Genomic DNA, 21,781 nt, shown 5'->3' with positions numbered 1-21,781 from the left:
CTGTGCAAAAAGTATGCTTTCCGATTTTCCAGCCGTATCTTGAAGATATCCCACTGATACCCGAGAAAAATGCCCAGAAAAGTAGGTTTGGACCCCACGCAGTTTGGTCTGTTTGCCACACCCCTGGAGGCGATGATCCCGGCGGACGCTGAAGTCCGCGTCGTGGCGGCATTCGTCGACCAGCTGGACCTGCCTGCGCTCGGCTTTACACCGGTGCACACCGACGGGGCTAGCGCCTACGGCCCGGAGTTGCTGCTGAAGCTCTACCTGTACGGCTACCTCAACCGCATCCGCAGCAGCCGCCAGCTGGAACGGGCCTGCGCGGTTAACATCGAGGTGATGTGGCTGACGGGTAACCTCAAGCCCAAGTACCACACGATTGCCGACTTCCGCAAAAACCACCCAAAGGCACTGAAGGCCGTCTTCAAGGAGTACGTACTATTACTAAAGGACTGGGAGCTGATCGCCGGGCGGCGCCTGGCGGTAGACGGCACGAAGATCCACGCGCAGAACGCGCGCAAGCAGAACTTTAACCGGGCCAAGCTGCAGCGTAATCTGGAACGGATCGAGCGGGGGATCGCCGAGGCGCTGCAGGAGTTTGCGGACCGGGACGTCCAGGAAGCCAGCGATAGTAAGAGCGAGTTGCAGCAGCAGGCGCTGGACAAGCTGGCCGCCCTGCGGGAGCGCAAGGCGCTGTACGAAGAGATGCAGACGGAACTGGAAGAGACCGGCGAGACGCAGCTCAGTGAAACGGACCCGGATGCCCGCAGTATGATGGTGAAGGGCACCGAGTCGCTGGTGGGTTACAACGTGCAGTCGGTGGTAGACGACGAGCATAACCTGATCGTACACACCGAGGCCACGAACGTCAACGACATCCAGGCCCTGGCGGGGCTGGCGGGAGCCGCCAAAGAGATCCTGGACCTGCCCGACGATCCGGCCGAACCCATCGATGTGCTGGCGGACAAAGGCTACTATGATGCCACCAACCTGGCCGGCGTGGAAGCTTTGGGCATGGAGCCCTTCGTAGCCGAGCGGAAGACCAAGCCACGGGATGCCGGGGGCTACGGTCCGCGGGAGTTCGAGTACGACGAGGAGGCCGATGTCTACGTGTGTCCGCAGGGCGAAGAACTGACCAGCAACGGGCGGTGGTACCACTAGCGGGAGAGCCGCGGGGGCCGCACCCCGACCGACCGCCGCTTCCGGCGCTACCGGATCAGCCACACGATCTGCTCCCGGTGTCCGATCCGCGAGCAGTGCCTGAGCGCGGCGGCGCGCAAGAACCGCCACGGTAAGGTGCTCTACCACCACGAGCACGCCGCGGCGCTGGCGCGCAACCACCGGCGGCTGCAGGAGTGGCCGGAGGTCTACCCGAGTCGGCAAGCCATGGTTGAACACCCGTTCGGCACCATTAAGCGATCGTGGGGCGCCTACTTCACGCTGGTGAGGGGGCTGGAAGCGGTCGACGGGGAGTATAGTTTACTAGCCTGCTGCTACAACCTGCGGCGTAGCGTGTCTATAATCGGCGTTCCGGAACTGTTACGGCGGCTGAAGAGCCGTTTTTTGGCTGAAAATGGGCTCGTGTGGGCGTTCGTAGGGGCTCTTGGGAGCCTCGTAGCGGCATTATGCGGCCATTTTGCGGCGATACTGGATCGAAAGCCGGATCGGAGGAATTTTGCCTAGCTTGGGCGGGAGCTTTTGCACGGCCTCTCGTTCGGCGAAACAGAAAACATACGCTACATTTACAGAAAAACATGAATAAAAGTCAGCAGAATCGTATTAAAGCTGCAATGATCATTTACAGTTTAGAGCAAGCTTTAGGTAACTATGTTATTGAGAATGAATCTGTTGCTAATAGAATAGCTTCTACATCTTTGCAGAATGTAGAAAGTAGGATCGAGGATGATAAGCCATCAACGATCGTTGCTTTAGTAGAAGCTAGTTACCTAAACGAAGTTTTTGATTTTGCGATAGGCATCACATCAGATACATCTCTACACCCTTTCATCAAAGAATTAAAAACGCTATGTGAGGCTCTTAAAATTTTTGATATACGGAATGCTGTAAGTCATCCAAACCGTCCATTTCCTGAATCATATTGGTATAGGTCAGCAGCAATTGCCAGCGACCCGCTGATTGATAAGCTGAGTTTATTTACTATTAAAGAAGCATTAATTGCGGCCGAAACTGGAAATATTAATGAGCCACCTGATGATTGGATTTATTCTGCAAAATGGCAGATTCCAAACACTTTACCATCAATATTCGAGCACGAGATTACTGGGCTTCTTGGTAGAAATAAAGAATTTGTTGAGCTTACCAAGATTCTTTCCAAGTTAAGAAACAATCTGATTGCGGTTGTTGCGCCTGGTGGAATTGGGAAAACTTCTTTAGTTCTTCAATTTTTAAGGGACATAACATTGACGCCAGAATGGTCTAACAAAATTGATGCACTAGTTTATTGTACCCTGAAGAATGAGATGCTAACTACACAAGGTATCGAAGTTGTGGAAGCCATTGATGGGTTAGATCAGATCAAGACATCGATAGTGGAAGATTTATCTACTATATATCCAAATGATCAATTTGATTCGTTCAGTGATGCATGTGAAGTACTACAGGACAAGCAAATTTTAATATGTATAGATAACTTGGAGACTTTATTGATGAAGTCGCAACAAGAGTTTATTGCCTTCAATCAGGACCTGCCTTTGAAGTGGAGGGTTCTGGTCACAAGTCGAGTGTCTGTAGACTCTGCAACAACTTTACCTATTGAACCTCTAAATAAAAGGTATGCTATAAATCTTACGCGTGATTATTTGAAGAAAAGGGGTGACAATAGTGTTGAACACAAACAAATTGAAACCATCGCTGAACGCGCTAATTACAATCCATTGGCAATACGGCTAACCGTTGATACTTACTTGAAAGGAGTAGATATATCAAATTCGATAGATAGTTCTCAAAAAAATATCGCGTCATTTTCATACAGAAATTTGATTGACTCTCTATCAGAAGATTCTGTATCTATTCTTGAGGCTACATATGCTATTGGAAAAGCAAGCAAGACTGATTTTATTTCACTGCTTCGATTCTCCAGTGAACAGGTAGTAGAATCAATCAATGAATTGTCCAAAACTAGCTTGTTAAATAGGTCGACCAACAGTTATGGAGTAGATAACTATCAACTTAATGAGTCCATTAGAGATCTATTGTTACTAAATCCCAGGAATATATCTGTAAGATCGAAGATCGGGAAGGCAGTACAAAAGCGACGTAGCGCGGTGGCTAGCCAAGATGCAAAAAGCTTACAATCTGGGATCAATAAGTATGATCAAAACTTTGTCAATCCTGCTACAGACGATAATAATAAGCTTTTGCTTTTCGAGGTTAATAAGAGCTTATCCTATAAAAATCCTTCGCTCAAAATCTTGAAAAGTCATAATACTCGCTTGTTAGAAGCTATATCTCATCAGCCTTCATCCACTCAACTATTATACAGCTATGCGAGATTATTAGATCGACTAAAAAACAGAGTTGGTGCGATAGAATATCTTGAAAGAGCTAGACGAATTGAAGAATCTCCTCGTATTGAGCTAGAGTTGAGTACGCTTTTTTACTATGAAAGTGAGTTCGAGAAATGTATAGAAATTATTGAGAAATTAATTGATTTAAACTTGCATAATGATGAAAAATCATCTAGTGCCTTTGCGTTTCGTTTAGTCAACGTCTACTTAAATGCATTGCTACGGGCAGGAAATCTACATAAGGTATTAGATTTCACTTCTGAATGGAAAACTAAGGGCGAACTCAGGCCGCTATATGGCACTCGAAGAGCATTGGCGTACAAAAGGCTAGTAGAATTTGAAATAGATACAGATCCAACAACCTGTGAAAATCATCTGAAAGAAGCCCTAACAATATTTAACGACCTTTTTGATCTTGAAGGGTACCAATACTATCCATGTAGCGAGGCCTTCAAGTTTATCAAGCAAATATATGCCATACTTCGAACAAAGTCTTTGGCAAAAATCCTTTCGGGTACATTTAAAATGGACTTTCTTAGTTTTTTGTCTACACACTTTTTCGAAATTGTGTCGGCCGATAATAAATTGAGTATTGACGGACCGGAGAGTACAGAAATTTTAGAATTTAGTTATGAACTTTTTGACCAAAATAATCCGTTGCACAGCGTGCCTTGGTACAAGTACAAAGCACAAAAGATTTATGATGATGAGCATATGATTGAACTTGCGCAAGACGGATATACGCTTGTTACTATATCTCACGTACCTATTTCTGATGAGATGCATTATTATCTCTTTGCAGAAGACAGCAACTTTAATAGTTATTATCTTAACTCGAGGACCTATGAAGGATCTCTTGTTGACTGGGCAAAATTGGATAAGGGTGATATGGTTGCAATTCGATATAACCAGAGTAATAAAAAGGCTAATCCTGCTACCGTAATACTACCCATCGACCAAATTGAAATTTAATTCGCCGAACATTGCGCCATCGTCAAGCCGGCGATGAGGCTACTGGGTGCTGATGATGCTTTATTATGAATGAAAGAAATTTGCTGGTCCGTAAGTTGGCTAGTGGCAGCCGGCCTGCGGTGGCGCACCCGTCAGACTGTGCAAAAAGTATAGTTTTCGATTTTCCAGCCGTATCTTGAAGGTATCCCAGTGATACCCGAGAAAAATGCCCAGAAAAATAGGTTTGGACCCCGCGCAGTTCGGTCTGTTCGCCACTCCATTGGAGGCTATGATCCCGGCGGACGCCGAAGTGCGCGTGGTCGCCGCGTTCGTCGACCAGCTGGACCTTCCCAAGCTCGGTTTTACGCCGGTGCACGCCGACGGGGCCAGCGCCTACGGTCCGGAGCTGCTGCTCAAGCTCTACCTGTACGGCTACCTGAACCGCATCCGCAGCAGCCGCCAGCTGGAGCGGGCCTGTGCGGTCAACATCGAGGTAATGTGGCTAACGGGTAACCTGCGGCCTAAGTACCACACGATCGCCGATTTCCGCAAGAACCATCCCAGGGGGCTGAAGGCCGTTTTCAAGGAGTACGTACTACTCCTCAAGACTGGGAACTCATCGCCGGACAGCGGCTAGCCGTGGACGGCACCAAGATCCACGCCCAGAACGCGCGCTGCGTCATCTGGGGTGGGGGCCCTAGATGTAAGCACTTCAACCGGGCCAAGCTGCAACGCAACCTGGAGCGGATCGAGCGAGGGATCGCCGAGGCGCTGCAGGAGTTTGCGGACCGGGACGTCCAGGAAGCCAGTGATAGTAAGGAAGACCTGCAACAGCAGGCGCTCGACAAGTTGGCGGCCCTGCGGGAGCGTAAGGAGCTGTACGAAGAGATGCAGGCGGAACTGGAGGCGAGCGGCGAGACACAGCTGAGCGAGACGGATCCCGATGCCCGCAGTATGATGGTGAAGGGCACCGAGTCGCTGGTGGGCTACAACATCCAGTCGGTGGCGGACGACGAGCATAACCTGATCGTGCACACGGAGGCCACGAACGTAAATGACATCAACGCCCTGGCGGGGCTGGCAAGAGCGGCCAAGGAGATCCTGGACCTACCCAATGAGCCAGAGGAACCGATTGATGTGCTGGCGGACAAGGGGTACTACGACGCAACCAACCTGGCGGGGGTGGAGGCGCTGGGCATGGAGCCCTTCGTGGCCGAGCGGAAGACCAAGCCGCGGGATGCCGGGGGCTACGGTCCCCGGGAGTTCGACTACGACGAGGAGGCCGATGTCTACGTGTGTCCCGAGGGGGAGGAACTGACTAGCAACGGACGGTGGTACCACCAGCGGGAGAGCCGCGGGGGCCGCACCCCGACCGACCGCCGCTTCCAGCGCTACCGGATTAGCAACACGATCTGCTCCCAGTGTCCGATCCGCGAGCAGTGTCTGAGCGCGGCGGCCAGTAAGAACCGCCACGGCAAGGTGATTTACCACCACGAGCACGCCGCGGCCCTGGCGCGCAACCACCTACGGTTGCAGGAGTGGCCGGAGGTCTACCCATCACGACAAGCCATCGTTGAACACCCGTTTGGCACCATCAAGCGATCGTGGGGAGCCTACTTCACCCTGGTGAAGGGGCTGGAAGCGGTTGACGGGGAGTATAGTTTGCTGGCCTGCTGCTACAACCTGCGGCGGAGTGTGTCCATCCTGGGCATACCGGAGCTGCTGCGGCGGTTGAAGGGCCGGTTTTTGGGTGAAAATGGGCTCGTATGGGCGTTCGTAGGGGCTCTTGGGACCCTCTTGGCGGCACTATGCGGCCATTTTACGGTGATACTGGATCGAAAGCTAGATCGGAGGAATTTTGCCTAGCTTGGGCGGGAGCTTTTGCACGGCCTCCCGTTGGCGGCCATTGGGGTCCGATAAACAGACATCCTTTACAAAAAGTAAATAGACATGCTTTACACGCTTCGGCCATTGCTTTGGGTCCAAAACGACCCGAGTCATGGCCTGGAAAACGTGTTCAGCAATGGATCAGAAGAAGCAATTCATCCTTGATTACCTCACGGGTAAGTACACCAAAAAGGAACTATGTCAAGCGTACGGGATTAGCCGACCGACGGGAGATTTGCTGTTGAAGAAGTACGAGCAGGGAGGATTTACCAACCTGGGTGACCAGCGCAAAACCCCGCATACCAATCCCTACCAGACGGATCCGGAGGTGGAGGCGGCGATCCTCGAGCTACGGAAGCAGTATCCGCGCTGGGGTGCCCGCAAGTTGCGGGTGTTGCTCTTGGAAGATTGGCAGGCGGACTGCGTACCGAGCGCCCAGACGATCCATAAGTTGCTGCGACGGGCCGGATTGGTAGAGCGCAAGCGTAGGCGCCACCGGTTCCGGCCGCAACAACCGGTTTTCGACCCGGAAAAAGCAATGAGATCTGGAGCATCGACTACAAAGGGAAGTTCCGTCTGGGCAATCAGCGCTACTGCTATCCGCTGACGATCTGCGACTCCTACAGCCGCTACATCTTCCTGGCGAAAGCGCAGTATCAGGAGACGATTGCAAACGTACAGCAGGGTTTACGCCAGGCCTTTGCGGAGTATGGGATGCCCGAGCAGCTGCACTCCGATAACGGTGCACCGTTCGCCTCCATCCAGTCTCCTCAGCGCTACGGTACGCTGGCCTACTGGCTGATGGACCACGACATCGAGATGGTTTACAGCGATCCGGGACAGCCCGGTCAGAACGGTCGCCACGAGCGGATGCACGAGGACCTCAAGGCCGACTGCGCCCGTCCACCGAGCTACGATTTACGGTGGCAACAACGCCGATTAAACAACTTTGTACGCACGTATAATGAGGTACGGCCGCATGAGTCGTTGGAAATGCAGAAGCCGGCGCACGTTCACGAACCGAGCCCCCGCCGCTGGACGGGGAAGGTAGAGGACTACGACTACCCGGCCCACTTCAAAGTGCGGCGATTGACCTCGCGGGGGACGATCCGCTGGGGAAGTTCGGAGTATCTGAAGGTGAGCGAAAGTGCCGCTTACCGCTGGATCGGCTTAGAGGATCGCGGCGGTCACGTCTATGATGTCTACTATCGACGGTTTTACCTGGGCTCGTTCTGCGCCAATGACGTGGCCGTGCCCGGCAAGTATCATATCTTACAATGGTAAGCGGTGTAAAGCATGTGTATTGACAGGTGTAAAGGAATGCAGTTTACAGACATGGCCGGCATTAGGCCGGCAACTAGAATAAACATCACGCGCTCGAATGGCCGATAACTTAGAGTGAGTACTAAGTGTCACTTATCTTGACAGAATTTAGCTGTTTATAGCAGAAAACAGAAAGTCTTTTGTGGGAGAAGGGTAGTTGAATATTTTTATTAGCTTTAAAGCGAAAACTTTTTCACCACATTTACTACACCTATGATCCAAAAGAAACCGTTCCTCAGAGTTTTTCACGTATTTTCACTCATGCTCATTCTCAGTCTAACTACGTGCGAGAAGGATGACTTTTCATTACAAGATGTATCGTTTAATGATTCAACTACCTTAATCAGTCAATACGCATCAAATTACGTACACAGAATAGGCACTCAGACATTTAGTAAATCTAGCAATTGTGCTCAGTGCAACGATGTCGAAAAACTGAAAACGGACTTTGCTAATCTTCTGCTCTCTAACACATACTTTATTCAGAACCACACCATCATTACTCAAAGATCGGGATATCCAGATTGGTCAATGATTGAGGCCGATAAGGTTTCTGCTGATAAATTGATATATTCTGTACCTACGCGGTTTGACGAAGGAGGTCAAGTTACGGGCTTTTTCAGTATGTGGTATGATAGTGGGTTGCTTACCGCAAATTATTTTTACCGTAGTTTTTACGAAAATGGATTTGGGAATAGTAGAAAGGACACATCTGTCACAGCGGAAAAACATATTAACAAGATTTTCGCTAGTTTGGACAAACGTGGTCGCGCAATAAAGCAGAAGTGCCAAGGCGGAGAGTTATACTGTGTACCTTCCGCCAGTTCAGAGGCCAAGTACCAGATGTTCGTCGATTGCGATGGAAGCGTAACAATATGGCGCGACGATTTTTGTGAAGGAGAGGGCGACAGCGGTGGCAGCGGCAGTCAAAGTTCAGGAACTACTGGCTCCAGCGGATGGGGTAGTGGTGTAGGTTCTGGATATAATGGTATTGGGAATAGCGGGGGAAGTGGTGGGTCCGGCAATAATGATCCATTAAGTATAGGTGACGACATCGACGGATTTGAGACTATCTCGTTGAATGATGCTGTACACGGCTATTTAGGTCGACTTCAATTGCCTAAACCACTATTCATGGGTGATCTACAGCAGTATAGCGCTTGCTACAGTACCGCTTCCGGTGGTATCGTCGACCATCGTTGTGGTTCGTTTCGGGTGTACAATACCCTCAACTCTAAGGGAATTTACTTCCCGGAAGAAAGTATTGAAACTTTCTTCTTTTCAGATGCAGGCTTACGGCAGGTGAGTGTAATTAGCACGTTCTTACAGGCCCATCTAGGACGAAGGACCTCTAAAGTGTCAGATGAAAGTGCGATTCTAGCAGCTAACATTTATATCCAACTGTACATAGAGAATGCGGATTTCCGGGCACTTGCTGACGGAGAGTTTGCTGAGATACCCGGATTCTTATGGCCTTTCATACAGGAGGTAGCGGTAGAAGTTGCTATAGAGTTGATTAAGCGAAATGTTCCCGGCGTATCGGACTATAGTAATGTCATTGATGCTATTAATAATGTGAGGCAGGGAGATATACTGGGTTTTCTTGGTGAGACACTGAACATAGTTAAACGGAAATTTCCTGCTTTAGCAGCTCTGGATCTAACGGTTGATGGAATTGAGTTGACGGGAAAAGCCTCAAGAGCCTGGCGGGCGGTGGTTGAAATGAAGCACTTCGGTTCTGAATTTGTTGAAAAGTTACTGACTGTAGTCAAAAACCAAAGTGGCAGTATATTAGGAAAGCTCACGTGGAGAGGGGGTAATTATGGAATGACACTCGCTGATGTCAAGAATCCTCAGTCATTTTTCAACGAGTTGTTGGGGCTGTTCCCAGATGTTACAGGACCATATTTTAATCCTACCGAGCCATTAGAACAAATCTATAAAGTGGCTAATGATGCAATTCAAATTAAATTTTATTCTGTTGCAAATACGACTGGTGGACCCACGATCAGTTTTAAAATTAAACGTATTGAAAGAAAGATTAGGTTCCTGTAGAAGCTTACACATACGTCTTATTCTTCTAAAAACAAGCCAATGGATGACGCAATCATATCCGAACGGAGAACCATAGACCTGAAAACCTATAAGTTACTGCAAATCTTTACAAAAAGAAATAGTATTCAGTATGGTTTCACCAGATTGGAACTAACTGGAACTGGAAATGTACTCTTTACCTTTCAACACGAAGATGGATACACTTTTGTCGCATTTGACTTTTCCCGCAATACTGTCCAAAAGGGCATCGGTAACTTTTTGCTAATTCGTCAACTAGCCGACTACGATTATGAACTTGTTGGTTCGTTCAATTCTGCTGTTTCCATTGAAAACCAATCTGATTTAACTGAAAGACAACGCAATATTATCAGCCAGAGTATAAATATAGAAATGTCAATTGTAGAGTTGGAAGTAACGATGAAGTGCGAGATTAAATTGTTTTCATATACTATCCATGTGCACTCAGAAGATACTCCGAATTCATATAGTTTAATTATTGAATAGGTGTGTGATGCATGCCATAGCTCAACTTTGGCCGTTTAAAAGTTTTCGATCATAACACGGTATTATCCGTCAATACGGAACAATGAGATCCATCCAAACACACCGCTCGACGTCAACCACGGCCGAAGATGTATAATGCCGTATAAGTATATATGTAAGTTTAACAGAATAGTTACACCAGTACGGAGCGCAGTTCAGTAAAAGGCGAATTTAACGTTGACCTACAAGGAAATAAGGTTCGCCTGTAGACTTCCCCTAAGCCGCAACCACTCTAAAGTAGAAATTCTCGTTGGCTGAGCCCACCCCCATAACCGCTACCAGCTAAACTGGAATTTCTGGCTGTATTAAAAGTGTATCGACGAAGGCCTTCGGGGGCAATCCGCCGAGCGCCGTATGGGGCCGAAATTCATTGTATTCACGCCGCCAACGTTCGATCTTTTGGCGTGCGTCCTCCAAAGATAGGAACCAGTGGGCATTCAAACACTCGTCGCGGAAGCTACCGTTGAAGCTTTCAATGAACGGATTATCAGTCGGTTTACCCGGACGGGAGAAGTCCAAGGTGATTTTCTTTTCGTAGGCCCACTTGTCCAGCGCTTTGGAGATGAACTCACTCCCGTTATCGACTTTGATCCGTTGCGGCCGACGACCCAGCCCATCCAGCACGTTTACCACGTCGGCGCCCTTCAGCGAGCGGTCTACAAAGATCACCGGGCACTGGCGACTGTAGTTATCCACTACAGTTAAGGCGCGGATCTTGCGGCCATCAAACAGCTGGTCGGCCACGAAGTCCATGCTCCACACCTCGTCAATTGTAGAGGCGGTCAGCTGCTCCACGCGGTGGGCAGCCGACTTACTGCGCCGCGGCCGCTTGTTCCGCAGATTAAGCCCCTCCTCGCAGTAGATCCGGTAGATCCGCTTATGGTTATCCCGCCAGCCCTCGCGCCGCAGCAGCGTCACCACTCGCCAGATGCCGTACCGTACCCGCGTCTCGGCGATCTCGCGAATGCGCCGTCGGAGGGCCGAGTCGTCGCGTCCGATGGGCTTGTAGTAGCAGCTTGAGCGACGGAACGGAATGACGTGGCAGGCGCGTCGTACTGACACGCGGTAGTTTTCCACCAGGTGCTCGACCAGCGTACGCTTACGCCGTGCCGTCAAAGCTTTTTTTTTATTACGTCCTGGAGCATCTGTTTATCCAGGCTCAGGTCGGCGACCAGTTGCTTGAGTTGCCGGTTCTCCTCCTCGAGCTGCTTCAGGCGGCGCAGTTCCGAAACGCCCATCCCGCCGTACTGCTTCTTCCAGTTGTAGAACGTGGCCGGGCTGATGCCGAGCTTGCGGCAGACCTCCTCGACCCGTGTACCCTGTTCCGCCTGCCGCAGGGCAAAGGCGATCTGGGCCTCGGTAAACTTCGATTTTTTCATGCTGATCCGGTGTAGTTAAATGTAGGTAGATCAGCCAGATTTTTCTAGTTATGCGTGGTACCGCTTTTTAGGGGTGGGGTCACCGTGACCTGCTCCCTGGCTACTCCATCAAAGTGCCGAACGATAGTTGGATTCACAGCCTTCCGCTTAATTCGGACAGTTCAAAACTGTAAGCTTTGGACGGGTGAAGAAGACACAATTCACCGAAGTGCTCAGGGATAACGGGGTTGGTCGCAAGGCCACCGACATCGCCCGCTACCTCGGCGTGGACTCCCCCCTCCGGTACTACCTTCCCCGCCCCCCGGTTGAGTACGTCGTTGATCGCGTACAGCCGCGTGACCATTAGTTGAAGCGGTAATCCACCACCTTCCAGGGTGGAAACTTACGGTTAAGGTTACGCCACTGGCCTTCCGTGCGGGTCAGTCGCCGCACGGCATCAAAGACGCCACGGAGGCTATCCTTGCGTTGGCGCTGGATCAGTAGAAAGGGATTACCTTGGTCCCCCTGTCGGTCGGTCAACCGAGCACATTGCTGGGTCGAGTTTGAAGGATTTGGCAACTTTCAGGACACCACGGGCAGCCTTACCTCAAATCCTGCGTCTATACACGCTCCTGGTCCTACGGCCATGCTACCATCACGACAGTGAACGACTTTACCTTCGCAAGACCATCGGATACGCAGCTCAGGGAGTGGGTGGATACTTACTTCTACCTGGATATCCCCGTTGCTGACCTGTTGCTCGCCGAAGAACAAGTCTTCCCCTTCCCACGCATAACCTTCGGGTATTTCTTCGACCATCCGTTCGCCGTAACCAATCACTCTAGCGGGGAAACCCGCAGGGCCGATATGGTCTTTTCCAGGATAGCAAGCCACCAGCTGTCGGTAAAGCCGCTTACGGATCGGGTAAAGATCGTCGGTGCCCACCTGAAGCCCTTCGCGCTGGCGTTGCTGACCGAGACGGACGTATCCGCTCTGCCCTGGCTCATCGCCGCAGATGACCTGCTGCAGGAACATGCCGTAAGGCTACGCCGGGCAATAGACGACAGCGCTACGCCGGAAGGGATGTTTGCCGCGTTGGAAGCAACCTTAAAGGCGGCGGCGGAAAGCAAAAACCTGGAAGTAGTCAAGGGCGCCATCGACCTCATCGAGCGGCACGGGGGAAGCATCACCGTGGCGGCGGTCGCCGCGCAAGTCGGTACCTCCCCCCGGACGCTGCGGAACCACTTCTACAGGACCGTCGGGTGTTCACCGAAGGAATACAGCTTGCTGGTCAAGCTACGGCAGTCGGTCTACCAGATGCGGTACTCTTCCGATTCCCTGACGGCGGTCTCCTACGACCAGAACTTCGCCGATCAGGCTCACTTCACCCATACCGTCAAGAAAATCATCGGTACCCATCCGCACCGTATCAGGAAGCAACTTACCAGTTTCCGATTCCTACAATTTTAGCTCGTCCGCCGGTGGGAAGTTTGCCGCAGCAAATTATCCACCCTACTATGACCCGCAAAGCCATCCTCCGCTCCCACATCGCCGCCACCGCCGTGGCCCTGCTGACCATCGGATCCTTCTTCACCCTCTCCCTCCTGGCCGAGCTCATCGGCGACCACGCATTCATTCGGCAGGTAAAGACCGGCATCCTCTACGGCGTACCCGTCCTGCTGATCGCCATGCCGACCCTCGGCGTGACCGGCAGTAAACTGGCGGGCAAGTCAACCCACCCGCTCGTGCTGACGAAAATGCGGCGCATGAAAGTTGTCGCGTTCAACGGCTGTATCCTGATTGGCCTGGCCATCTACCTCTACTTCCGAGCGGTGCACTACTCTATCGATGGCACCTTCCTATTTTTCCAGGTGCTCGAATTGCTGTTCGGAGCCACCAACCTCACGCTGATCGTGCTCAATGCCCGCGCCGGAATGAAGCTTTCCGGCCAGAAGCTTGGAAAAACGGCCGTCCCCGGCTGAGCGGTAGCCTACGTAAAGAAAAGCGGGACAAACAAGCGCCTAGGCACCGACGGGCGGCGGAGCGCAGGTGCCGTGTAAGCCTCCAAAGGGAGAGCTACCTGCGGACTGGTTCATGGCGGTGGTGGGATGGGATCAACGCAGAGAAACTGCGTCCTCACGGAGGCGCGTGGGGGGCAGATGCGGAGGGTAGGGAGGGTGATCTGCGGTCTGGCCGGCGGTGGAGTCAACTGAAAATTGGGATTGGGGGCAGGTTTTCCACAGGCCGGACGAGGGTGTGGATAACCGGCTTACTTGCTGATTGACAGACCAGTAGGTGGTGAATAAGCGGGAAACCAACGGCTTTTCGGCCCCCGCTGTCCACACCCGCCAAAGCAGCCTTTGTGGGCATCCTGGTCAGTGTACATTATTGCACGGCACCCCGCATGAGCAACAGACTACTGCTTACTTAACCCCCACGCGCCCGTTAACTTTAGCCCCACACTCCCCTTCGTGAACGACCCCGACGACATCAAGCAGCAACTGCACCAAGCCTGTGTGGCCGACGTAGACCGGCGGATCGCTACGGTCCGGGACATCCTGGCCGGCATCGCGGCGTCGCGGGAGAGCGAAACGAAGAGCAGCGTCGGCGACAAGTACGAGACCGGCCGGGCCATGCTGCAGGGCGAGGAGGCGCGCGCCCACGCGCAGTTACAGCAGGCAGTGGAGTCGCGGCAGGAGCTGGACGGTATCGGCCCGGAGCGCACCTCCGGCCGGGCTACGAAGGGCAGCCTGGTGATTACGGACCGGGGAAGCTACTATCTGGCCGTGGGACTGGGCAAGGTCCATCTCGACGGGCAGCTGTACTACTGCGTGTCCGTCAGCTCGCCGATCGGGCAAGTGCTGCTGAACCGTGGGGTAGGGGAGACGGCCGAATTCAACGGCAAGCGGCTGACGATCGTGGCCGTCTACTAGCGGCTAGACCGCAGGTCCGGCCCCCTCCGTGGAATTCCGCGTCAGCCCCTCGCATCAGCCCTGCGCGAATCTGTGAAACTCTGTGCCTAAGCGCAGCGCCTCCGTGTCGCCGCAGGCGATCTGTGAGAAACCCTATCCCGCCGTTAATCCACCACCCTCCGTTCTTTTCCCTTGATAGAAAAGAACCAAAAGATCAAGCCTGTGCGCCCGCCTGACCGGTGCCCGCACCCCAAACCGGCTAAAACCTACAAACTCGCGTTGGCCCCTCCCGCTCCGATGGTGTCCGCGGCCGACTGTTGCCAGCAAGCCTCCCGCGTTGAATCCTCCGGCTCATACAGTGTAGGTTTCTTCACGCCGGTTCGCGGCGCGGTCCCCGGGCGGTCGCAAGGGCGTTTCCCACTGACCAGCCGTGGCTTCTATCCGTGTGGTGGCTGCTGGCCGGAAACCCAGTGGCGGTCGATTTCAGTACTGCGCGTCAGTACCGCGGCTGGACCGCAGGTCCGGCCCCCTCCGTGGAATTCCGCGTCAGCCCCTCGCATCAGCCCTGCGCGAATCTGTGAAACTCTGTGCCTAAGCGCAGCGCCTCCGTGTCGCCGCAGGCGATCTGTGTTAAAACTTTCCCACTTTAAGGCGCCCCGTGTCGCCGCAGGCGATCTGTGAGAAACCCTATCCCGCCGGTAATCCACCACCCTCCGTTCTTTTCCCTTGATAGAAAAGAACCAAAAGATCAAGGTCACCATCCAGCATCCCGCCGCAGTTAACTCAGCTACTCCGCTAATCTTACCCTGGGCCAGCACCTTCAACCCGCCGGAAGCAATAAGCTGCCACAGCAGCCTCCCAATAAAGTAGTAACTTTGGTCCCGGTGACGCCGCTCCACCGACCACCCTTTACGGTCCAATGGCCGGAAGGGCAACCCGATACGCAGCGGCCCCCCACTCACCCGCACATACTATGAAAGAGAAACTCAAGCATACCCTCATTCAGGCCCGCAACCGCTGGGGCGCCTCCAATTCCATTCGCAAGGACGCCAAGAGTAAAGTGACCATCGGAGGCAACCTGCTGAACACCCAGGTGAAGGTCGGGGGCAACTCCGAACTCACTATTCCCGAGGGCTGCCGCATCCGCAACGCCACCATAGAGATCCGCGGCAATAACAACCGCGTGGTGCTGGGGGAGGGCGTCTATATGTCCGGTAAGATCGAGCTCGTCGGCGACGGCAACGAACTCATCATCGGCAAGGACACGCGCATCAACGGCGCCGAACTGATCATCCACAATGGTACCCGGGTAGAGATCGGGGAAGGAAGCCTCTTTTCCACCCAAATTGTCCTGCGTACCACGGACAATCACACCATCATGAACGCGGACGGCAAGCGAATCAATCCGGACGAGGACATCTACATCGGCAAACACGTATGGATCTGCCGGATGGTTACCATCCTCAAAGGATCCCACGTCGGCGATGGTACGATCGTGGGCGCCATGTCGCTGGTGACCGGAAAGATCGGAGAGAACGTCATCGCCGCCGGCGTGCCGGCCAAGACCATCCGGGAAAATATGTCCTGGAAGTAGCCACCCGGCAGGATTCGGGTGATTTCCTGCGCGCCGCGCGGCCCGGGGGGCCTATATTCAGGTTGCCCAACGTCAACCTGATCAGGACGGCTCGCCCATGCTTACGGAGGAAAAATCGGTGGAAATCGTCTACGCGGAATACGTTCGGCTCCACGCCCGGATCGACGCGCTGGCGGATAGCTCCTTCGCAGACTTCAAACTACTCGGAGTGGCGGTACCCGTCCTCACCGCGTTCATCAGTTACCTGACGGCCAATGAGGCGGAGGAAAGCCTCTCCATCACGCCCGAAATGTGCCTGCTGCTATCCATCGTGCTGCTGTCCCTGGTGGCCATCATTTCCTTCCGCGATATGCTGAAGCTCTCGCTGGTCAATTACTACATGATCATCACGGCCGATTACGAGAAGCAGCTGCGGGAAGAACTGGGGCAGGAGACCCTCTTCAGGAGTTTTACTATCTGGCGAGGGCACTTTTCCGCCAACCACAGCCTGCTGTATACCGTCTTTACGGTCTTTTTCCTGGCCTTCCTGGTGGCGGTGCCAACCTATACGCTCAGCCACCTGAACGAGCATTCCTATGCCAGAATCTACGGCGGACTTTGCGCCGTGGTGTTTATCGCTCACTTCCTGACGATGGAGCTGCTCCTGCGCCGGCCACTCGACCGCCTGGCCGAGGCCTACGGCTGACGCGATCGGCCGTGCGGCCGCCCGTATCCACGTACACGCCCGAAATGTGGGCTTGATCCCCCGAAACAGGCGGAACACGCCCTCCCACGCCGCGTTACGCCACCAACCAAATGCCTGCCTTATGGAAGTCTGGAACATGTTTTACCAGGACTGGGCCGGGCTCCTGCGGACCGTTATCGTAGGATCCTTCGGCTACGCGTTCATGGTCTTCGCGTTACGCATCTCGGGCAACCGCACCCTCTCCAAGCTCAATGCCTTCGATCTGGCGGTATCGGTTGCCTTCGGCTCGGTGTTCGCCTCGATGCTGCTATCTGAGGGGGTAGCCCTCCTGGAAGGGATCGTGGCCATTAGCCTGCTCTGTTTCTGGCAGTTCGTGCTGGCCTACTTTTCGGTACGGTCGAAACGCTTCGCAAAGCTGGTCCGCTCGGAGCCGGTCCTGCTGGTCCGCGACGGCGAGATCCTGCCGCAGGCCATCCGCGACGCGCGACTGACCCGGCGGGAGCTGGAGGCCGTCGCCCGCTCCCACGGCCACCGCAACCTCAGCGAGATAGATTTGATCATCCTGGAGTCCGACGGCGGTTTCTCGGTGATCGTCAAGAAAGACAAGCCGGATCAGGACGAAGAAGACGACGGCAACGACGACGAGAACCTGCCCGTCGATTCCTGATCCGGCCTAGGCCTCCCCGGCGCCCCCGATCAGTTCCCGCAGGGTCTCCTCCAGCTCCGGAGCGTTGAAGGGCTTGGGCAGGTAGTCGTCCATGTCGGCGGCAAGGCAACGCTCGCGGTCGCCGGTCATGGCGTGGGCGGTCATGGCAATGATCGGCGTGCGGCGGCGGCCGGTGGCGCGTTCGTATTCGCGGATGCGGCGGGTGGCCGCCAGGCCATCCAGGACTGGCATCTGTACATCCATGAGGACGGCCGCGTAGGGCGTCGCCTTCACCATCCGTACGGCCTCCAGGCCATTGGTGGCCACTTCGTAGGGGTACCCGAACGTCTTCAGGTAGTGGCCGGCGATGATGGCGTTGGGTTCGAAGTCCTCGACGAGAAGGATACGGTCGGTGGATGCATCCGTAGGGTCGGGCGCCGCGGTGTCCGCCCCCGGGAGGGGTGAGGGTACCTGGTCGGGGTCGACGGAGATCGGCAGTTCGATCGTGAAGGTGGAGCCGGTGCCCGGCTTGCTCTTCACGCGGATGCTGCCGCCCATTTCCTCTACCAGCTGTTTGGTGATGGACAGGCCGAGGCCGGTGCCGCCGAACTTCCGGTTGATGCTGCTATCGGCCTGGGTGAATTTCTGAAAGATCGAGGTGAGCTTTTCTTCCTCGATGCCAATACCGGTGTCGGTGACGGCGATGGTTACGAAGGCGACGTCGGCCCCGGCTTCGAGCCGGCAGAGCAGCGTGAGGGTCACCTCCCCCGCGTCGGTAAATTTGAGGGCGTTGCTGCACAGGTTGAGGATAATTTGCCGTATTCGGGAGGGATCGCCGAGGAACACGTCGTGGCAGGTTTGGTGGCCGGAGGCCACGAAGGTGAGCCCCTTCTGGCGGGCGCGGATGCCCATCATACCGGCGATGTCGCTGACGAGTTCGGCCAGGTTGAAGGCTACGCGCTCCAGCTGCAGGCTGTGCGCCTCGATTTTGGAAATGTCCAGCAGGTTGTTGATGAGTTCCATGAGGGAGCCCGCGGAATGCTGCAGGGTACTCATCAATTCGTTCTGCGGGGCGGTGAGGTCTTCGTGGTCCCGCAGGATGTTGGCGATCCCGATGATGACGTTCATCGGCGTGCGGATCTCGTGGCTCATATTGGCCAGGAATTCCGATTTGGCGACGCTGGCGGCCTCGGCCGCGTTGCGAGCCTGGATCAGGTCGGCTTCGAAGTATCGCTTAGCGGCGAGGTTGCGTTCGCGCTCAATCACGATGCCCGCCGTCCGCGAGATGATCTCCACCAGCTGCATCTCTTCGGCGGAGGGCTGTTTGGGGCGGTCGTAGTAGAGGGCGAAGGTGCCGAAGACCTCGCCGGTACTCGACAGTACGGGCGTGGACCAGCACGCCAGCAGGCCGTGGTGCAGGGCGAGGGCCCGGTAATCGACCCAGTGCGGATCGCTGGCGATGTCGCTGGCCATATACATGCGCCCGGTGGCGGCTACGGTCCCGCAGGATCCCTCGCCGATGCCGGTCCGCATCCCGTGGATGGCCGAATTGTAGGCCTCCGGCAAGCTTGGCGCCGCACCGGTGAGGAGGTGCTGCCCGTCGTCGCTGAGCAGCAGGATGGAGGAGCGTACGCCGGTGCCGGTGTTCTCCTCGATGGTCAGCGCCAGGCGCTCCAGGATGACGGGCAGGGGCGCGCCGTGCACCGACATTTCCAGGGCCTGTTTCTGGCCCTCGGCGATGTCCCGCAGGTGACGCGAGGCGGTCACGTCGCTGATGGCGCAGTAGATCATTCGTTCTTCCGGGAAGGGCTGCGTATTCCAGCTCAGCCAGCGGTAGTTGCCGTCCCGGCAGCGGTAACGGTTCTCGAAGTGTCCGCAGCCTTGCCCGTCCTTCACCCGGGCGAGTACCTTCAGGGTAATCTCCACGTCGGCGGGGTGGACCAAGTCGATCCACGGCCGGCCGTGAATCTGCCCGGGCGTCCAGCCCAGGGTCTCCTCAAAGCTGGAGTTGACCTCCCGGAAGTAGCCGTCGAAGCTCACCTTGGCCAGGATATCGGAAGTGACGTCGGCGAAGCGATTGCGATCCCGCTCCATCACCACCTGCTCGGTGATGTCTTCCACGCGGTGAAGGATGTAGGTGAGCGTACCCCGCTCGTCGAAGAGCGGGGTATTCAGGGCCCTCCAGTAGTGCTCCTCCAGTACCTCGCCCTCCGCCGTGGGGCTCGGGAGGTCGTACTTCTGCAGGGGCATAACATGGGATTCCCGCTCCCGCAGCAGGTGATCCAGCGACTGCCGCAGCTGCCGGTTTCCCGCCGCACCGCTGTTGCCTGCGTCGAAGGGGAAAGCTTCGAAGAGGCCCATTCCGGGGAGGGCGCCGGGGTCCGAACGGGTCGAGGCCGCGTAGGCCCGGTTGGCGCGGACGATGGTGTAGCGGGGGCGGTCGGGCCTGAGCAACAGGTAAAGATCGGGAGCCCCCATAAAGACGGTCTCGAAATCGTCGGTTACCCTGTCGCGCCCCTGCTGCATATGTGATTGTGAAAATTCCCCGCCGGCACCCAATGACGGCACTGTAGGGTGTATCCGCGGCTACGATGCTCGTGGAAGGCCATCCCATCTACAAGACGGTTGCTGCCGGAATGTTCGTTCCTACATCTATATCCCCGAATGCCCGGCGAAGGACCGGATTGCCCGGTACCCGCACCAGCAAAAACGGGAGAAGGCGCTCAGCGCAGCACGAACTCGGCGTACATCGGAAAGTGATCCGAGCCGAAGGCCGGCAGCCGCTCGAGTCGGGCGACGCCCCACTGCCCGCTGACGAAGTAGTGGTCCAGGGGCCAGCGCATGTACCACGAGGTGGCGTCGAAGGAGTTGTACAGGCCCCGCCCGAGGCGGACGTTGCTCAGGTTGCCCGCGTCCTGGAACAGGCGCGACGTATGCGACCAGGAGACGTCGTTGAAGTCGCCGGCCACGATGACGGGCAGGGAGTCCCGGGCGAGCAGGTCGGCAAGCTTACCGAAGGCCACCTCTTTCTCGCCCTTGTTGTCGGGGTATTCCTTGCTGGGCACCGGGGCCACCGGGTGCATCGCGTGGAAGGTGAAGGCGGCGCCGGAGGGGAGCGTCACCCGGACGTGGAAGGAGGGCACGCTGTCCTGGTTGAAGAACAAGGTTTCATTGTCCGCCAGCGGCAGCCGCGAGAAGAGCGTCATGCCGTAACCGTTGCCGGCCGGGTACTTGACCGAGTGGGGGTAGGTGCGGTCGAGAACGGTTAGTTGCTCTTCCCACCAGCGGTCGTTCTCCATCACGAGCAGCAGGTCGGGGGCGGTGTTGCTCACGATGTTCAGGAAGGCGTCCGACTGCCGGTTGGTGATCAGTACGTTGGCCAGCATGATGCTGACGGCGTTGTCCCCGCCGGCCTCGGCGTCGGGTACCTCCCGCGGGCCGATGAGGTAGGGCGCCACGTCCCAGCCCTGGATGAGCACGGTGGCCGTCAGGCCCAGCATCAGGGCAGTGGCCGCTGCGTTCCACCGCCGCATCAGGGGCACCAGCAGGAGCAGGCAGGCCACGGCCACGATGAGGTACTGGGTGCGGGGGAAATCGAGCACCTTGGTATACCAGTACGAAACGTCGTAGACCAGCGACAGCAGGCTGAGTACGACCACCACCGTAGCTACGGCGATGACGAAGTAGAGCAGGATGCTGCGCAGGGTTTTCATGCCGGCTTGAACGGAGCGGCGGAGCCGATGTTTAGCGCGGCGGCGCGCGGGTGCGGCGGGGGTGGAGTAGGGGCAAAAGATCCGGGCATTCGACCCGCGGAGCCAAAAATCCGTTTACAGGGGGCAATGCTACCGCCCCCCTTGGCCTACCGCTACCTCGCCGAAATTATCGATCTGCAAACGCTTACCCTGCTCAAGTTGAGCCTCGACCGGGCCGGCATCCCCTACCGCGTGCACTTCGAGCAGGCGCTGCAGGCCGGGGCCTACCTGACCGGCAACCGCGGTGCGCAGGTGGAGGTGCGGGCGGACGACTTCGCCCCCGCGGCCGCCCTGCTGGAGGAGCTGGGCGTGGCCGTCGATACCCGCCCCCGGGACGATACCTTCAGCTTTCTTCACGAGTTCGACGCGGTCACTGGCACCCTGCCCCTGCTCGGGCGGTGGGACGTGGCCTACCGGCTGCTGCTCCTGGCCCTGCTGAGCAGCGCCCTGCTGGCTACCCTGCTCTACTACCTGGAGGCGCGGCTGGGCTAGCGCTGCCCCGCACCCGCGCCCCGCCGCCGGATTTCTTCGGGAAGAGACCAACGGCT

21 protein-coding genes are annotated in these 21,781 nt (G+C 55.5%); 17 read left to right on the top strand and 4 right to left on the bottom strand.

The window, feature by feature from the left end; genetic code table 11:
• Positions 1-69 precede the first annotated feature (69 nt).
• The 9 genes from DQG19_RS16110 (at position 70) to DQG19_RS16070 (ending at position 10,247) form a co-directional block, all read left to right on the top strand.
• The gene (locus tag DQG19_RS16110) at positions 70-1,161 is read left to right on the top strand and encodes an IS1182 family transposase (RefSeq protein ID WP_116127312.1); all 1,092 of its coding nucleotides are present in this window, start codon (positions 70-72) and stop codon (positions 1,159-1,161) included.
• Between the two features lie 54 nt (positions 1,162-1,215).
• Positions 1,216-1,683, top strand: a complete 468-nt coding sequence (locus DQG19_RS16105; RefSeq protein ID WP_116127311.1) for a transposase — start codon at positions 1,216-1,218, stop codon at positions 1,681-1,683.
• Between the two features lie 71 nt (positions 1,684-1,754).
• Entirely contained in the window at positions 1,755-4,499 is a 2,745-nt protein-coding gene (locus DQG19_RS20960; protein WP_157974556.1) for an NB-ARC domain-containing protein, read from the top strand.
• Positions 4,500-4,704: 205 nt separating this feature from the next.
• Positions 4,705-5,115 carry a transposase gene (locus tag DQG19_RS16095; protein WP_116127309.1) on the top strand — a complete coding sequence of 137 codons (411 nt, stop codon included), beginning with the start codon at positions 4,705-4,707 and terminating at the stop codon, positions 5,113-5,115.
• Positions 5,116-5,117: 2 nt separating this feature from the next.
• Positions 5,118-6,344, top strand: a complete 1,227-nt coding sequence (locus DQG19_RS16090) for a transposase (RefSeq protein ID WP_116127308.1) — start codon at positions 5,118-5,120, stop codon at positions 6,342-6,344.
• A gap of 157 nt (positions 6,345-6,501) precedes the next feature.
• On the top strand, positions 6,502-6,972 hold the full coding sequence (locus DQG19_RS16085; protein WP_157974555.1) for a helix-turn-helix domain-containing protein: 471 nt from the start codon (positions 6,502-6,504) through the stop codon (positions 6,970-6,972).
• Positions 6,909-7,649: a DDE-type integrase/transposase/recombinase gene (locus DQG19_RS16080; protein ID WP_116127306.1), complete on the top strand. Its 741-nt coding sequence runs from the start codon at positions 6,909-6,911 to the stop codon at positions 7,647-7,649. Before DQG19_RS16085 ends, DQG19_RS16080 begins: the two co-directional genes overlap by 64 nt.
• Positions 7,650-7,949: 300 nt before the next feature.
• Entirely contained in the window at positions 7,950-9,743 is a 1,794-nt protein-coding gene (locus DQG19_RS20955) for a hypothetical protein (protein ID WP_157974554.1), read from the top strand.
• A 39-nt stretch (positions 9,744-9,782) separates the two neighbouring features.
• Positions 9,783-10,247 carry a hypothetical protein gene (locus DQG19_RS16070; protein ID WP_116127304.1) on the top strand — a complete coding sequence of 155 codons (465 nt, stop codon included), beginning with the start codon at positions 9,783-9,785 and terminating at the stop codon, positions 10,245-10,247.
• Between the two features lie 321 nt (positions 10,248-10,568).
• On the opposite strand, the gene DQG19_RS16065 is transcribed toward DQG19_RS16070, so the two are convergent.
• A protein-coding gene (locus DQG19_RS16065) for an IS3 family transposase (RefSeq protein WP_410503630.1) occupies positions 10,569-11,665 on the bottom strand; the annotation gives its coding sequence in 2 pieces (ribosomal slippage) (positions 10,569-11,416 and positions 11,416-11,665; 1,098 coding nt in all).
• 184 nt (positions 11,666-11,849) lie between these two features.
• On the opposite strand from DQG19_RS16065, the gene DQG19_RS20950 reads away from it, so the two are divergent.
• Entirely contained in the window at positions 11,850-12,011 is a 162-nt protein-coding gene (locus DQG19_RS20950) for a hypothetical protein (protein ID WP_157974553.1), read from the top strand.
• On the opposite strand, the gene DQG19_RS16060 is transcribed toward DQG19_RS20950, so the two are convergent.
• Complete coding sequence (locus DQG19_RS16060; RefSeq protein ID WP_157974552.1) at positions 12,008-12,184, bottom strand: transposase; 177 nt, start codon at positions 12,182-12,184, stop codon at positions 12,008-12,010. The genes DQG19_RS20950 and DQG19_RS16060 overlap by 4 nt on opposite strands.
• A gap of 123 nt (positions 12,185-12,307) precedes the next feature.
• Here DQG19_RS16060 and DQG19_RS16055 point away from each other — a divergent pair, with 123 nt between their 5' ends.
• The 6 genes from DQG19_RS16055 to DQG19_RS16030 all read left to right on the top strand — a co-directional run bounded on the left by DQG19_RS16055 (position 12,308) and on the right by DQG19_RS16030 (position 17,502).
• Complete coding sequence (locus DQG19_RS16055) at positions 12,308-13,114, top strand: helix-turn-helix domain-containing protein (protein ID WP_116127301.1); 807 nt, start codon at positions 12,308-12,310, stop codon at positions 13,112-13,114.
• Positions 13,115-13,161: 47 nt separating this feature from the next.
• Positions 13,162-13,626, top strand: coding sequence for a hypothetical protein (locus DQG19_RS16050; protein WP_116127300.1), 465 nt, complete (start codon positions 13,162-13,164; stop codon positions 13,624-13,626).
• Positions 13,627-14,115: 489 nt separating this feature from the next.
• The gene (locus tag DQG19_RS16045; RefSeq protein ID WP_116127299.1) at positions 14,116-14,577 is read left to right on the top strand and encodes a 3-oxoacyl-ACP synthase; all 462 of its coding nucleotides are present in this window, start codon (positions 14,116-14,118) and stop codon (positions 14,575-14,577) included.
• 952 nt (positions 14,578-15,529) lie between these two features.
• Positions 15,530-16,150 (top strand): acyltransferase, encoded by a 621-nt coding sequence (locus DQG19_RS16040; protein WP_157974551.1) that lies wholly within the window; start codon positions 15,530-15,532, stop codon positions 16,148-16,150.
• A gap of 97 nt (positions 16,151-16,247) precedes the next feature.
• Positions 16,248-16,835, top strand: a complete 588-nt coding sequence (locus DQG19_RS16035; protein WP_116127297.1) for a hypothetical protein — start codon at positions 16,248-16,250, stop codon at positions 16,833-16,835.
• 121 nt (positions 16,836-16,956) lie between these two features.
• On the top strand, positions 16,957-17,502 hold the full coding sequence (locus DQG19_RS16030; RefSeq protein WP_116127296.1) for a DUF421 domain-containing protein: 546 nt from the start codon (positions 16,957-16,959) through the stop codon (positions 17,500-17,502).
• Positions 17,503-17,508: 6 nt separating this feature from the next.
• On the opposite strand, the gene DQG19_RS16025 is transcribed toward DQG19_RS16030, so the two are convergent.
• Entirely contained in the window at positions 17,509-20,007 is a 2,499-nt protein-coding gene (locus DQG19_RS16025) for an ATP-binding protein (RefSeq protein ID WP_116127295.1), read from the bottom strand.
• A 197-nt stretch (positions 20,008-20,204) separates the two neighbouring features.
• A complete protein-coding gene (locus DQG19_RS16020) occupies positions 20,205-21,194 on the bottom strand; it encodes an endonuclease/exonuclease/phosphatase family protein (protein WP_116127294.1) in 990 nt (329 codons plus the stop codon).
• A gap of 141 nt (positions 21,195-21,335) precedes the next feature.
• On the opposite strand from DQG19_RS16020, the gene DQG19_RS16015 reads away from it, so the two are divergent.
• A complete protein-coding gene (locus DQG19_RS16015; RefSeq protein ID WP_116127293.1) occupies positions 21,336-21,725 on the top strand; it encodes a hypothetical protein in 390 nt (129 codons plus the stop codon).
• The last annotated feature ends 56 nt before the right edge of the window (positions 21,726-21,781 follow it).

Source organism: Lewinella sp. IMCC34183, from assembly GCF_003390915.1.
Lineage (GTDB): Bacteria > Bacteroidota > Bacteroidia > Chitinophagales > Saprospiraceae > Neolewinella.
This window is presented reverse-complemented; position numbering and strand designations above follow the sequence as displayed.